Annotated in this window: 8 protein-coding genes; 5 read left to right on the top strand and 3 right to left on the bottom strand. The window is 49.7% G+C overall.

What is annotated here, in order from left to right:
- The first annotated feature begins 9 nt into the window (after positions 1 to 9).
- Together B153_RS0125335 and B153_RS0125340 are read left to right on the top strand one after the other, a co-directional pair.
- The gene (locus B153_RS0125335; RefSeq protein WP_020599549.1) at positions 10 to 3,891 is read left to right on the top strand and encodes an AsmA family protein; all 3,882 of its coding nucleotides are present in this window, start codon (positions 10 to 12) and stop codon (positions 3,889 to 3,891) included.
- Positions 3,892 to 3,914: 23 nt separating this feature from the next.
- Entirely contained in the window at positions 3,915 to 4,457 is a 543-nt protein-coding gene (locus B153_RS0125340) for a DUF4468 domain-containing protein (protein ID WP_026262444.1), read from the top strand.
- 53 nt (positions 4,458 to 4,510) lie between these two features.
- Here B153_RS0125340 and B153_RS0125345 read toward each other — a convergent pair whose 3' ends face one another.
- Both B153_RS0125345 and B153_RS0125350 read right to left on the bottom strand, forming a co-directional pair.
- Positions 4,511 to 5,173 carry an endonuclease III domain-containing protein gene (locus B153_RS0125345; RefSeq protein ID WP_020599551.1) on the bottom strand — a complete coding sequence of 221 codons (663 nt, stop codon included), beginning with the start codon at positions 5,171 to 5,173 and terminating at the stop codon, positions 4,511 to 4,513.
- Between the two features lie 63 nt (positions 5,174 to 5,236).
- Positions 5,237 to 6,517, bottom strand: coding sequence for an OmpA family protein (locus B153_RS0125350; RefSeq protein WP_020599552.1), 1,281 nt, complete (start codon positions 6,515 to 6,517; stop codon positions 5,237 to 5,239).
- 501 nt (positions 6,518 to 7,018) lie between these two features.
- Here B153_RS0125350 and B153_RS0125355 point away from each other — a divergent pair.
- Together B153_RS0125355 and B153_RS0125360 are read left to right on the top strand one after the other, a co-directional pair.
- Complete coding sequence (locus tag B153_RS0125355; protein ID WP_020599553.1) at positions 7,019 to 10,090, top strand: SusC/RagA family TonB-linked outer membrane protein; 3,072 nt, start codon at positions 7,019 to 7,021, stop codon at positions 10,088 to 10,090.
- 40 nt (positions 10,091 to 10,130) lie between these two features.
- The gene (locus tag B153_RS0125360) at positions 10,131 to 11,480 is read left to right on the top strand and encodes a RagB/SusD family nutrient uptake outer membrane protein (RefSeq protein WP_026262445.1); all 1,350 of its coding nucleotides are present in this window, start codon (positions 10,131 to 10,133) and stop codon (positions 11,478 to 11,480) included.
- Positions 11,481 to 11,546: 66 nt separating this feature from the next.
- Here B153_RS0125360 and B153_RS36915 read toward each other — a convergent pair whose 3' ends face one another.
- Positions 11,547 to 12,926, bottom strand: a complete 1,380-nt coding sequence (locus tag B153_RS36915; RefSeq protein WP_020599555.1) for a TlpA family protein disulfide reductase — start codon at positions 12,924 to 12,926, stop codon at positions 11,547 to 11,549.
- Positions 12,927 to 13,099: 173 nt separating this feature from the next.
- Here B153_RS36915 and rsmA point away from each other — a divergent pair, with 173 nt between their 5' ends.
- Positions 13,100 to 13,915 carry a 16S rRNA (adenine(1518)-N(6)/adenine(1519)-N(6))-dimethyltransferase RsmA gene (gene rsmA, locus B153_RS0125370; RefSeq protein ID WP_020599556.1) on the top strand — a complete coding sequence of 272 codons (816 nt, stop codon included), beginning with the start codon at positions 13,100 to 13,102 and terminating at the stop codon, positions 13,913 to 13,915.
- Positions 13,916 to 13,982 lie beyond the last annotated feature (67 nt).

Consider the following 13,982-nt stretch of genomic DNA (forward strand, 5'->3'; position numbering starts at 1 on the left):
AAGAAAACCATGAAGGTGACGTCAAAAAGCTGGGTAAAGCTAGTTCTTCTGGTAGTAATGCTTCCGTTTCTGGCGGTAGGGTGTGTGTATTATGTGCTGATTCATAATTTGAATCAGATTATTACCTACGCCATCGATAAAGAAACACAGGGAGGGTATGGCTTTCAGACCCACGGCCTCAGTCTGTCGCTCCTGCACAAAACGGTTACCATCGACAAACTGGTGTTCAGCCGAAACGATACCACAAATGTTTCTACGTATTATTCTGTAAAAATTCCGGCGGCCTATTTGTCGGTCGAATCCTGGAAGGAGCTGTTGATACACAAGCGGTTACTGATTGATAGCTTTTCGGTGAGCAGACCCGAAATCGTTATTCACGACTACCGGACGAACGCACAGGGCCACAGCCAGACCCGTTTTCATACGTCCAGTATCCTCGAAAACCTTCAAAAAACCTTAGATCATCTGCATGCCAAGTCGTTCAACGTACAAGGTGGCACGTTCGCGTTGTACAAACACGCTACAGCAGACCCGTTCCTGATCAAGGATATTAATCTGACGGTCCGTAATTTTTCGAAGATTGACACCAACGACCGGCGGGTATTGGCCTCCGATCATATCGAACTAGCTCTGGGGCGCCAGAAATGGGTCCTGTCGGACGGTAAGAATACGCTTAGCTTCAGGGGATTGCATTTCATTAGCTCGACCCAGTTATTTGAGATCGATTCGGTTCATTTTCATAAGCCCGCTACCGACAAAAAGGGCGAGTTGAGCTTACGGGCAGAGAAGTTTTTCTTCAACTCAAGCCATTTACCCGCTGTGTATCAGAAAGGTGAATTGTGGCTCGATACGCTTATCTGCCTTCGTCCCATCCTGACCTTACCCATCGAAAGCCGAAAAGAACAGGTGATCGACACCGTCAGTACGATTCAGTCGAACCTGAAAACCCTGTTTAAAACCGTAACGGTTGGGTACACGCAAATTAAAGACGGCGAACTGCTGCTGGGTAACCGAACCAACCCGGTGTCGAGAGGTGGGACACAGAAGGCCAATATGAGTATTTACAATCTGGTCCTGAATCCCCAAAGCGAACACTCCGTTAGTACCGACAGCATCGACCTCAGTTTACGGAATATTGCTTTTTTTTCGCCCGATAGCCTGTTCAAAATTGGTGTCGAATCGTTTCATATGGTTCGAAATGATGTCATTTTTCGAAACGTGCTGTATGGGACGGCCTCCCGAAAAATAACGGGCAAAGGACTTACCTTTAAAGCTCCGCTTCTGCAACTACACGACGTAAGTCTTGAAGATCTGATGCAGAAACGGATTGTGGCATCGGCAGCCGAACTGGTCCAGCCCAGTATCGACATCATAGCTACTAAAAAAGGCGATAACCGCCCGAAACCCTTTGTGGTGGCGACTGCCTCTCGCAAAAAAGTAGATCTGTTCAAAACCCTCCATGGCCTTGGCGAACTGCTTCAGGTAAAGCGTTTTCAGATTATAAACGCGAATGCTCACTACCATCTGGAAGGAGATGGGCCCATGGAGGTAACGATGCATAACATGAACGCCAATGTGATGCTGAACGATTTTCTGGTCAGTGATTCGCTGATCGACATAAAACATGCGATTCCGACATTAACCATAGCCGATGCGCATCTGACTACCAATAAAGTGGCGGTCGCGCTGAAAAACTACACACTGAAAGGACAACAGCGCTACAATCAGGTCGATAAACTACAGGTGAACCTGCCCAATGGTACAGTTATGACGGCCAGCAAAGTTTACTGGGATGCCCTGGGATGGGATGCGCTTCAGCATTCGAAAGATATACAGGTAGAGCTGCTGCGTGTGCAGGATTTAGCCATCGACGCCCGCCTGACGCATAAAAAGCCAGTCCGGTCTTCCCGAAGCTCAACTGCCGATCCTCCCCAAAAGCCGTTGCCCCTCCTGCATATCGATCAACTGATGGCGGATCATATCACGCTTAACATGGCTTTAGCCCCACAAACGCAGGCAGGGTTTCAGGGCAAAAATGTTCGCATTGATAAACTATCTACCGAAACTGGGGACATTGGCTGGGAACAGTTTAGTGGTAAACTGGTGGATACATACGTAAACTTTCCGGGTAATAAACGCCTGTCGGTAGCGCAGATAGACCTCAACAGCCAGCAGGTATCTACACTTACCAACCTGCGTTATGCGGATAATCGGCCGGGTCAGTCTACACAGGTTTTTGTTCCTCAAATTCAGCTCAAAGGCCTGTTAAATTCGACCGATTTTTCGACCGTACGCTTCCACTCACTGAAAATCGACCAGCCTGAAGTTACGATAACCGGCAAACAGCAACCTGCGGACCTTTCAGGACCAGTCAAAGCCTTCCCTATCCCGTTTACCTTTACGTTACACGATCTTGATGTTCGGGGTGCAAAAGTGGCTTATACGCTCCAGAAAGACTCCAGTTCGATTCAGGTTCAGTCAGTGGTTGATATAGCCGGACAGGGATTCTTTGGGGCCAGACACGAAGCCCTGTCCTTTGCCTCCCTACGCATTGTTCCTTCCGGTACAACATTCAGCAGTCCACGGCTCAAAACGATGGTGCCTTCATCGACCATCCAGCTTAGTAATGGGAGCTTATCGGGTAGCCAATCGGGTCGGCCCATGCTGATGGGGCATTTAGAGGCTAGTCTGACGGCCAGTGAGCTGCGTCCTCTATTGACGCTGAAAAGAAATACGACATCCGACCCGCTCATCATCGGCCATATTACCGCCAACGTCGATTATCCGGGCTTCAGTTGGATGGCAGGCAAAAAACAAGCCTGGCGAACCTGGTTGGATCATACCAGCCTGGTGGCTAACAAGGTATCGTTCAATGGGCAAAAAACAGCTATTGAGGCCGATAAACTGGCCTGGGAGCCACAAAATGCCCGGTTACAGGTAAGTCGGTTCCAGATAAAGCCAACGATGGATAAAGAGGAGTTCATGGCACCACCTCATGTACAGGCCGATTACATAACCGTAAAAGGCGATGAGATTCAGTTCAATGGCCTGAGTACCGCTCAGTGGAATCGCGACTCCAGTATAGCCATTCATCATGTGGTGCTAAACAATGTAACGACGGATGTGTCGCGCGATAAACGATTGCCAGACCCTGACTTTATTCCCGAAAAGCTGATGCCTACCCGCTTGATCCGGCAGGTCGGGTTCCCATTTCGGATCGATTCGATTTCGGTAATCAACAGCCATGTGCTTTACCATGAGACGTCCAAATTAACCAATCGGGTGGGCAATGTCCCGTTGAGAAATATCAATGGCGTGCTGAAAAATATTACCAATCGGCCGAAACGCGCAACCGATAGCTTAGTGTTGAGCGTCAGTACCAAACTGCTGGGGTTGCACATCGACCGGCTGCTGTATCGGGAATCCTACGGCGATTCGCTGGCGGGTTTCCGAATGTCGCTCAATACATCGGGTGTACATCTGCCCGAACTCACCCGGATCACCAGTCCTATGATTGCGGCCAATCTGGAAGACGGCTATGCAAAGCCCATTATGGCCCGGGTGGCAGGGAATCGGTATGCATCGGTCGGTACCATGCAATTGCACTATAAAGACTTAAAAATCCACCTGCTTAGTCCGGCCGATACCACCAAAAAAACACTCCTTACCCGGTTTAAGAATTTTATCGTCGGGCAGGTAATTCGTAAAAAGAATGAGGCTGATTCGCGTATTTTTTATGACCGTGACCCGCAGGTATTTATTTTTGGGTACTGGATCAAAACCATGCTGAGTGGGGTCATGACCAGTGCGGGTGTCAAGCGAAATAAAAAATACCACGATAGCTACTTAAAACTGAGTCAGCAACGGCCTTTACCGGCCGAGCTGCAGTAGCGCTTCTCCAGTACCTTATCAGTATGAAGTATTTGCTTATCCTTACATTATGTGTCTGTATTCGGGCAGTTGCAGTTGCGCAGGTCCGATTGCCAAACAACGAAGCAGGTCAGGTTCAGTATCAGGAGATCATCAAAGTGCCGAATCCTAAAACCCCTGCCCGGCAACTGATGGAACAGTTTCATGAGTGGGCCGATGCCTATTATGCATCCGACCCGACGGCCGAACAGCAATACGATCAGGAGCACAACATTCTGTTCGTTAAGTCGATGTATAAAATGAATGAGCAGCGTATTCGCTACACCCTGACCCTTGAGGCCAAGTATGGCCGTTACCGGGCTACATTGACCGACCTGATTGCCGAAAGTAATGGATTAAACACGCCCATTCGGGCCACGAGTACGACGGTTTCGGAGATGGAACATTCGGCCGCGGGAAAAACCACTACCCGGAAAGTAATTGAGCAAACCGTACAGCAACAAACGGAACTGTATCAGGAAATCGATAAAGCTTGTCGGGAAACGCTCGCCAGCCTCCGCGAAGCTATGTTGACGGAGAAAAAATGATGCCTATAGTGTATAGCAAGCGGCTGGCCCTGTAGTAAACGCCTGACTGGATTTTACCGATGTCGATCTACGCCAACCTGTTCGCAGTAGTCCAGCACCGGGCAGGTGGAGCAGTGAGGTAAAGTGCCGGTACAAATGTGCTTACCAAAAGGCATGAGTAACCGATTGATATTGATCCACTGCGCCTGAGGCACCTGCGTTTCCAGTACTTTCAGAGTTTGTTCGGGTTGCCTGGTGTGTACATACCCCCAACGATTGACGACCCGATGCACATGAATATCGACACTGATGGCCGCCTGCCCGGTGGCTACCCCCAACGCCAGATTGGCACACTTCGGGCCTACGCCTTTCAACGAAATCAGGGTATCGAAATCGGCTGGTAATGTGCCGTCAAATTCATGAATGATCCGTTCGGCAATACCGCGTAAGGTATAGGCTTTCTGATCGGGATACGTAGTGCCGTCGAGGAGTTCCGTCAATGTTGGAATATCCAGCACCAGCAACTGTTCGGGCGTACGGGCTTTTTCAAATAATCGCAGCGAGACGGGTATGGTTGTCTCGTCGAGCGTACGGATCGAGATAATGCACGAGATCAGTTGCTCAAATAAGCTAGTATAGCCTCGTTCGGCCAGATCGAACATGGCGGCTTTAGGATAAGGCCGAATGGCGTCTTCAATCCGGGCTAAAACAAGCGATAAGTTAAAATCAGGTTTCATGATTCAGGATACTGTGGACTGGACAGCAACTTGAATCATGAAACCTGAATTAGCTTGTTTAGTTTATACATTCACAATCACCATCTCGACCCGGCGGTTTTCGGGCCGTTCTTTCAGGCTTTTGTTAGAGTTGATCGGGCGGGAGGGGCCATACCCAACCGTTTCGATTCGGCTGGCGCTGATGCCTTTATTGACCAGGTATTTTTTTACCTCATTGACCCGATTCCGCGACAGCTCCACGTTCGCATCAAATTCACCTACGATGTCGGTATGCCCTTCCAGCTTAATCTGCATGGTTGGATTATCGCGCATCACTTCGGTCAGGCGATCCAGTTCGGGATAGGATTCTGGTTTAAGATCGTACCGCGATGCGTTAAAATAGATGTTTTTTAGGGTAATTTTCGCACCCGCTTCAATCGGAACCAGATTGAAATCACGCATTACATCCACCCGATTGGTGGCCAGTGTATCACTTTGGCTGAAATAGCCTTTAGCCGAAGCCGTCAGGGCATACACACCTTTACGGCCGATTGGGATTTGATATTTTCCCGTTGGGTCATCACTCCGCACCGAATCGGCAGGATCATCTCCGGTGGCTTCGGCCCCCGAAATCAGCCGATAGGTAACTGTAGCCACAATCGGATTTTTTGTTTTAGCATCACGGGTAATTCCGTTGATCGCCACTTCCGTCGGGGCTTCTTTAGGCTGTGCCGGTGTAGCGGGCTCATCCGTTCCTACACCGGGTTTCGTACGAGGAGTATAGCGAGGCTGCTGCGTTTTGGGTTGTACCGGAACGGGGGTTGGGGCTTTGGGTGTACGTTGCGAATACTGATTTTTTCGTAATGGATTGATGATGTGTACTCCCCAGAAGTTGAAGCAGATATACCCCTGACTGTCTCTGCATTCATACAGATCGAAGGTTGTAAACCCCGGATCTATTCGCTCAAAGTAAGCCACAAAATCGACCCGTTCGCCTGGCTGTACACGTCGACGGGTTTCGGCCGGAATGTTTTCGGCTCTAATGAATTTATAGGACTTTTCCCCCTGATTTACATATAAACGGGCCGTTGGCTGGAAACCAATGTTACTAGTTGATTGTCCACTGCCATTCGGCGATGGAATTGGAAAAGGCCAAGGACGATTCGGAAGCGTCAATGACTCGCGCTGCGATTCAAACTTCATGTAAATGATGGTATACTGGGCAGTCAGTTCGACCCGCTTGATGGTCACATCCCGGTCGTTTACATCCTCTACACGTGGGTTTTCGGTGGTGTATTGTACCTGTGCGCGTAAGCCTGTTACGAGCAGAATCAGGCATAAGGTAGACAGGAATTTCTTATTCATTATCGTTTGCGTTTACGGGCACATATTCCTAACGATTAGATCGCAATAGCTGTTTCATGGTTTAACCAATTGTTCGATAGACAAACAAATTCCATTGCAGCCATTCATCAAAAACGCAGCAATGCATTGTGGCTGTCTGTATGCATTTTCTGCTTTGTTATCAGTGATTTATGGTCGATCGTATGATGAAATATACTTATTTGTATCATGTTAATTTTACTTATCTATTAGGTAGTTTTTTGCATTTTTTGTAGTCAGGGTGAACTAAACTTTGAGTAGTTAAATATGAATTTTCGAACAATTTATCATGCTTATTGAAGTCTAAATAGTTGGGTTAATAGATATTTTATGGATATTTTATTCTTTTAATAACTCATTTATTAATCAATTATTCTATTTTAACATTTGTAGTGTACAAATTGGTCGCGCTTAACATTTTTTTAATTTACTGATGCGTTTTGTACTTTTGCACTATTATCACTCATGTTTCATTAACAACTTATGAGAAAACTCGTACAGATTAGCTTCCTGTTGCTGATAACAGCCTGGGGGGCTTATGCCCAAAATCAGGTGGTTTCGGGTAGAGTTACATCCTCCGATGATGGTAGTGGTTTGCCAGGGGTATCGGTCAGCGTGAAAGGGGGGACGCAGGGAACGCTCACCGACGCGACGGGTACCTATCGGCTTACGGTTGGCAATAATGCTACACTCGTTTTCAGTTTTATCGGTTTTACAACGACTGAAGAGTCGGTCAGTAATCGAACTACGATCAACGTAATCCTTAAAACCGACGTTCGGAGCCTGAATGAGGTAGTCGTAACGGGATATGGTCAGCAAATCAAACGCGACCTGACTGGCAATATCGCTAAGGTGAAAGCTGCTGATATCCAGGACCAGCCCGTAACCACCTTCGATCAGGCGCTTCAGGGGAAAGCCGCTGGGGTGCAGATCAATGCCGGGTCAGGTAAACTGGGTCAGGGTATTCAGGTCCGGGTGCGTGGTCAGTCGTCTGTATCGGCGTCGAACCAGCCGTTGTATGTGGTGGATGGTACCCCCGTTACGACAGATAACCTGAGCTTCAACAGTGCGGCTACCAACCCTCTGGCCGACATCAACCCCCAGGACATCGAATCGGTCGATATTCTGAAAGATGCATCGGCTGGAGCTATTTATGGTGCCCGTGCGGCTAATGGTGTGGTGCTGATTACGACCAAAAAAGGGAAGGCCGGACGTACCAACATCACGTTTGGTGCACAATACGGATCGAGCAAGCCAACCCGTAAGCTGCAGTTCCTGAATACGGAGCAGTATGTGAATTTCTATAACAAAGCGGCTGCCAATTCGGACCGGATTGAAGGCCTTGATCCAGCCGATCCTGATTCGTATACTTCCTACATGAAAGGGTTTTACGAAACCCAGGGCTTAGGGACGTACGGCACCCCCCAGCAGGTAAGCACCAATTGGGGTGATCTGGCTTATCAGGATGCGCCCTATCAGCAGTATGATCTTAATCTGAACGGCGGTAACGAAAAAACGACTTTCTATATGTCTGGGCAGATTCTGGACCAGAAAGGCATTCTCCTTGGTAACGCTCTCAAGCGGTATTCGGGCCGTCTGAATCTGGATCATCAGGTGTCGAGTCGGCTGCGGGTAGGTATTAACATGGGCCTTACCCGTACATTTAACCAGCGGATTTCGGCCGATAACCAGTTCGATAACCCGATGCAGATGGTGGCTCTGCCCCCTATGACTCCGTCTATTGATCCGGCTACAGGACTGCCTGTTGGAACTCCTCCGGGCGACATCAGCATTCCGACCTACTATAACCCAATGATCAACATTGGGAATGCTTATTTCAATACAACAGTTTACCGTACGCTGACCAATGCGTTCGGGCAACTCCAGATTGCCAAAGGTTTATCGTTCCGTACGGAGTTTGGCCTGGACGTGCTCAACCAGCAGGAAGAACTGTATTACAACAGCAAAACCCAGCGGAACTTCGGTGCGCCACAAGGTATCGGTCAGAACCGTTACGTTCGGGTAGAGAACTATACGACCAACAACTTCTTTACGTACAATCTGCCGTTTGGCCGCAGCGTACTCGACCTAACGGCGGGTATGTCGTATCAGCAATCGCAGCAAAAAACAAACTTTACGGAAGGCCGTGATTTTCCGTCGGATGCGTATCGGCAGATTATCAGTGCGGCCCGGAAAACGGACGGTTCTTCCACACAAACCGATTACCGCTTCCTGTCGTACTTTGCGCGGGCCAACTACAAATTTGCGGATCGGTATCTGGTCGGTTTGAGTGCCCGGGTCGATGGATCGTCTCGCTTCGGTCTAAATAGCCGCTACGGCTTCTTTCCGGCCGTATCGGGAGGCTGGGTGCTTTCGGAAGAAGATTTCCTGAAGAACAACAATACCATCAGCTTCCTGAAACTGCGGGCCAGCTACGGTCAGACGGGGAATGCTGAGATTCAGAACTTTCCACAGTTGGGTCTGTTTACGGGGGATGCCAGCTATGGTACGTTACCCGGTCAGCGTCCATCTCAGTTAGCCAACCCCGATCTGAAATGGGAAACGACCAATCAGTTCGACGTGGGGGTTGATTTTGGTATCCTGAACAACCGCATCAATGGGGAGATCGACTACTACAACAAGCAAACGTCGGGTCTGCTGCTGAGCGTAAACGTGCCGGGCACCACTGGGTTTGCTACGCAGTTTCGGAACGTAGGCAGCCTGGAAAACAAAGGGTTTGAGTTTGTTTTGAACACGGAGAACCTGACGGGTGCTTTCCGCTGGACCACCAACCTGAACGCGGCCACCAACACCAACAAGATCACCAACCTGCAGGGCCAGATTATCGAAGGCGGTATCAATGCCATGAGCCGGGCAGTGGAAGGGCAGCCGCTTGGCGTATTCTTCACGCAGGAGTATGCAGGTGTAGATCCTGCCAATGGCGATGCGCTCTGGTATAAAAACGCAAAGAATGCCGACGGGTCCATTGATCGGTCAACAACCAATGTGTATGGCCAAGCCCAGCGTGTAGTGGTCGGAAGCCCACTGCCTAAATGGACAGCCGGTATGACCAACACCTTCAGTTACAAAGGGTTTACGCTGAATGTACTGTTCAATGGCGTGTTTGGCAATAAGATTAATTTCTACGGTGTGGGGCGGTATTCGTCGGCCAACGGTCGCTATGAAGATAACCAAACAGTTGATCAGTTAGCGGCCTGGACCCCACAGAATACTAATACCAACGTACCGGAAGCGCGTTTGTACTACAACAACGGAGCGCAGTCGTCCAGCCGGTTTATTCTCGATGGCTCATTTGTTCGGCTGCGTACCGCTACGTTGTCGTACAACTTACCGAAAGCGCTGATCAACCGGGCGAAACTGACAAACGTTCGGTTGTTCGTGACGGGTCAGAACCTGTTGACGTTTACGAAATACACAGGCTGGGACCCTGAGGTAAACGCCGACTACATTGTATCGAACATTGCACAGGGATACGATTTCTATACGGCTCCCCAGGCGCGTACGATCACGGGTGGTATCAACATCGGTTTCTAATCAGTGCCGTTCAAACGGCTTCTCCAAACGCATTTTTTCCATGAATTCATCCATAAAACATTGGTTATACGCCGGAACCGTCGGTATGCTGCTGACGGCCTGCGGCAACCGCCTGAACGTTGTGCCCACGCAGAGTATTGAGCAAAGTCAGGCGTTGAATACCGAACAGGACGTACAAATCACGCTGACAGGGGCCTACGATGGCCTGAGTGATGTAAACGTGTATGGCGGGGAAATCCAGTACACGGGCGACCTGCTGGGCGACAACCGTGATGTCGTATTCGGTGGTACGTACGCGGCCATCGACGAAATCTGGCGCAAAGCGGTCACGACCTCTAATACCTACACCCGTGATTTCTGGCTCGATGGATACAATGCCATCAACCGGGCCAACAATGTGCTGTCGGCGCTGGACAAAGTAGGCCAGGCCAACCGGGCTAATATCGAAGGGCAGGCGCTGTTTATCCGGGGAGCGCTATATTTTGAACTGGTGAAAGCGTTTGCCAAAGACTGGAACGACGGTACGCCTGCATCCAATCCGGGTGTTCCACTTGTGCTGACGGCAACTAATAGTGTAACAGAAGCGGATTATCGCGCCCGGAATACCGTTGCCGAAGTATACACCCAGGCAATAGCCGATCTTACCAAGGCCGAGAGCGATCTGCCAGCTACACAGTTGGGGGGCAATGGGTTTGCCACGAAGGGGGCTGCGGCTGCCATGCTGGCTCGTATTTACCTGCAACAGAAGAATTACACCGCAGCACGTGATGCCGCTAACCGGGTTATCACGTCAGGTCAGTATAGTCTGGCTCCTAACTTTGCCGATGTATTCAGCGATGCTACGAATGGCTCCGAGATGATCTTTAAGATTATTGTGACCGATCAGGATGGGGCCAATGACATGAATACGTTCTATGCGTCGGCACTCAACCAGGGCCGTGGCGATGTGCGGGTACAAACCAAATTCCGGCAGTTGTATGGTACGGGTGACGTACGGGGTACATTCTTCAATACCGCAGGGCAGAACACCTTTACCAGCAAGTACAACGATCAATATGGCGATGTACCCGTCGTTCGGCTGGCCGAAATGTACCTGATACGCGCCGAAACGAACCTCCGTCTGAATACGGCTGTTGGCGCTACGCCCCTGGCCGATGTCAATCTGGTTCGTGCCCGGTCTAAAGCTACTCCGCTCACGTCCGTCGATCTGGCGGCTATTCTGCTGGAGCGTCGTCTGGAACTGGCTTTTGAAGGGCAGCAGTTGGCCGACATTAAGCGTACAGCCGGTTCGGTGGGTACAACGGCCTATAATGCCAATAACCTGGTGTTGCCGATCCCTCAGCGTGAAATAGATACCAACAAGAATCTGGTCCAGAATCCAGGGTATTAAGCGGTAACAACTTACCAAGCAGAAAAAGAGCGAACTTCCAGATGGAGGTTCGCTCTTTTTTGTTGGTTAATTCTGTGACAGGATCGTGACCCGTTCGGCCCAGTTTGTTCCGGGTGGAATTTTCATACGGTTGCCCTGGGGCGTAATCAGAACTTTGGTTGGGTATTCACCCACCCGAAATTGTTTGATAAAGGCGTCATCGGCCATGATAACAGGAAATGTGTATCCGTGTTTTTTCATAAACTCTCTGACTCGCACTTCGGTGTCATGCGAGGCTGCGGTAAAGACCACAACATTGCTGAGGCCGTTCTTTTGTAAATCGGAATAAAACGTCTGAAAGCGCGGGAGTTCTTCTACGCAGGGCTGGCACCAGGTTCCCCAGAAATCGATCAGTATCCATTTCCCACGGAGCGTTTCGTAGTTGAACACCTGGTTGGTGAGGTCGGTCAGTCGAAACGGTTCGGCAGGCTTCAGCTTTTCATTGAGCTTTTTCGTCCAGTAGGTTTGAAAGGGCATGGATGAAAAGCGGATTTTCTGGTAGTAGGTTTTGAGCAGGGGCAGATTGCCCGGATCGGCCAGTGTCAACTCCGTCAGTACGTTTACCGCCTGAGTTGTATCGCCTTTGTCTAGCAGGAATCGGGCATAGTCTTCATGAAAATCTTCCCGGCCATTCTGCAAAAACGAAGCTTCATGAAAGTAGGCCACATGGGCCATCCGATCGGTATCGTCAGGACTGAATTGCGATGCTAATTGCAGGTACGATTCGGCCTGTGTCGGATTTTGCTGACTAAGCCTTTCATTGGCTTTTACCAGATTCGCATAGGCCATCAGATAGCGGAAATAGGCCCGGCCAGAACGCTGATTGCGATCGTCCGTTTGCGGATAATAAAACCCATTCACCGCGTGCTCAAGCCTGCGATACGTATGGGCAAACAAGGTATCAGCCAGGACAGCCGATTTGGGGTTTGATTTTAAGGTGCGATAAATCAGTAGGGCATACCGATCCAGCCGATTGCCGATTGTTTCATCGGTGCGTTCCTGCGCCACCAAAAAACCGGCCACTAGCCGATTCAGTTTCAGGCTGTCGTTCAGGCTGGCGCGTATTTCCTGCCATTGATACAGCGGGTAAATGCTACGCTGTAAGGCCTGATTGCCTGTATACAATTTTCGAAGCAATTGCCGCGCAAAAGTTGTATCGGCCAGTAGGTTAGCGGCTGTATTGAAACTATGGGCGAAGGTATCGTGGAGCAAAAAATTTAGAAGGTCGGTGTTTTCAAGAGCAAGTTGGTTGGCATAATAGCTCGCTGAATCGAGTTTCTTATGGCCTACGGCCTCCTGAAATTGGTTAAAATGAGTGGCTGCCTGCATGGGCAGTGACTGTGCCTGCGCTCGTGAGCCGATTGCCAGCAGAATAAAAAAGACAAAAATGGTGTAGGGGTTGTTCATAAAGGGTTGGCTATAAGTCGTTAACGGTCCTTTTGTGGGTAAATGTATTCGGATACCCGCATATTTAATAGGATGCGCTGGCGACCAAAAATCCATAATTTGCGCGATGCCCCGTACCTTTGTGTCCACATGCGGATACATAGAACCTGTACCGCCCGAAAATTGCCCATATAATGTCTGTAAAGCCTAAAAAAGAACTCGGTCAGCATTTCCTGAAAGACCTTAGTATTGCGCAGCGTATTGCCGAACTACTGACCAGGCATGGCGACTATCAGAGCGTGCTGGAGATAGGGCCGGGCATGGGTGTATTGACGCAGTTTCTGCTGAACGATAATCGATTTCAAACCTATGTGATCGAGATTGATCGGGAATCGGTCGATTATCTGAAACAGCATTTCCCGGCGCTGGAAGGTCGAATTCTGCCGTCCGATTTTCTGACCATCCGCCCCGACCTGCTACCTACCAAACAACCTGACAACACGGAACCCTTTGCCGTGATTGGCAACTTTCCGTACAATATTTCGACTCAGATACTCTTTAAAGTACTGGACATGCGCGATCGGGTGCCTGAAGTGGTGGGTATGTTTCAGCGGGAGGTGGCACAACGCGTAGCGTCGGGACCGGGCAACAAGGATTACGGGATTCTGAGTGTATTGCTGCAAGCCTGGTACGACATTAAATACGAATTTACGGTCGATCCCGACGTATTTAACCCCCCTCCCAAAGTGTATTCGGGCGTGATTTCGCTCCGTCGGAATGCTAAAACCGAATTGGGGTGTGACGAAAAGAAATTTGTGCAGGTGGTCAAACACGGGTTCAACCAACGCCGGAAAACCCTGCGAAACGCCCTAAAGCCGTTGGGGTTGACTGAAGCGGTTCTGGCCAGTCCTTACCTCGAAAAACGCGCCGAACAACTCAGCGTGGCACAGTTTGTGGAACTGACAGTATTAATGAGCGAAAGAGCGGAAGACCGGGCCGCCGGGCGGTGAAAGAGTGGGCTGGCGTTCCAGCGATAGGCTTTCCTTGTACAATCACTCTTTCGCTCTTTCACTCTTT

Source organism: Spirosoma panaciterrae DSM 21099, from assembly GCF_000374025.1.
Taxonomy (GTDB): domain Bacteria; phylum Bacteroidota; class Bacteroidia; order Cytophagales; family Spirosomataceae; genus Spirosoma; species Spirosoma panaciterrae.

Coding starts and splice junctions, on each gene's coding strand:
- B153_RS0125335 (WP_020599549.1), top strand. CDS start 10: ATGAAGGTGACGTCAAAAAGCTGGGTAAAGCTAGTTCTTCTGGTAGTA.
- B153_RS0125340 (WP_026262444.1), top strand. CDS start 3,915: ATGAAGTATTTGCTTATCCTTACATTATGTGTCTGTATTCGGGCAGTT.
- B153_RS0125345 (WP_020599551.1), bottom strand. CDS start 5,173: ATGAAACCTGATTTTAACTTATCGCTTGTTTTAGCCCGGATTGAAGAC.
- B153_RS0125350 (WP_020599552.1), bottom strand. CDS start 6,517: ATGAATAAGAAATTCCTGTCTACCTTATGCCTGATTCTGCTCGTAACA.
- B153_RS0125355 (WP_020599553.1), top strand. CDS start 7,019: ATGAGAAAACTCGTACAGATTAGCTTCCTGTTGCTGATAACAGCCTGG.
- B153_RS0125360 (WP_026262445.1), top strand. CDS start 10,131: ATGAATTCATCCATAAAACATTGGTTATACGCCGGAACCGTCGGTATG.
- B153_RS36915 (WP_020599555.1), bottom strand. CDS start 12,926: ATGAACAACCCCTACACCATTTTTGTCTTTTTTATTCTGCTGGCAATC.
- rsmA (WP_020599556.1), top strand. CDS start 13,100: ATGTCTGTAAAGCCTAAAAAAGAACTCGGTCAGCATTTCCTGAAAGAC.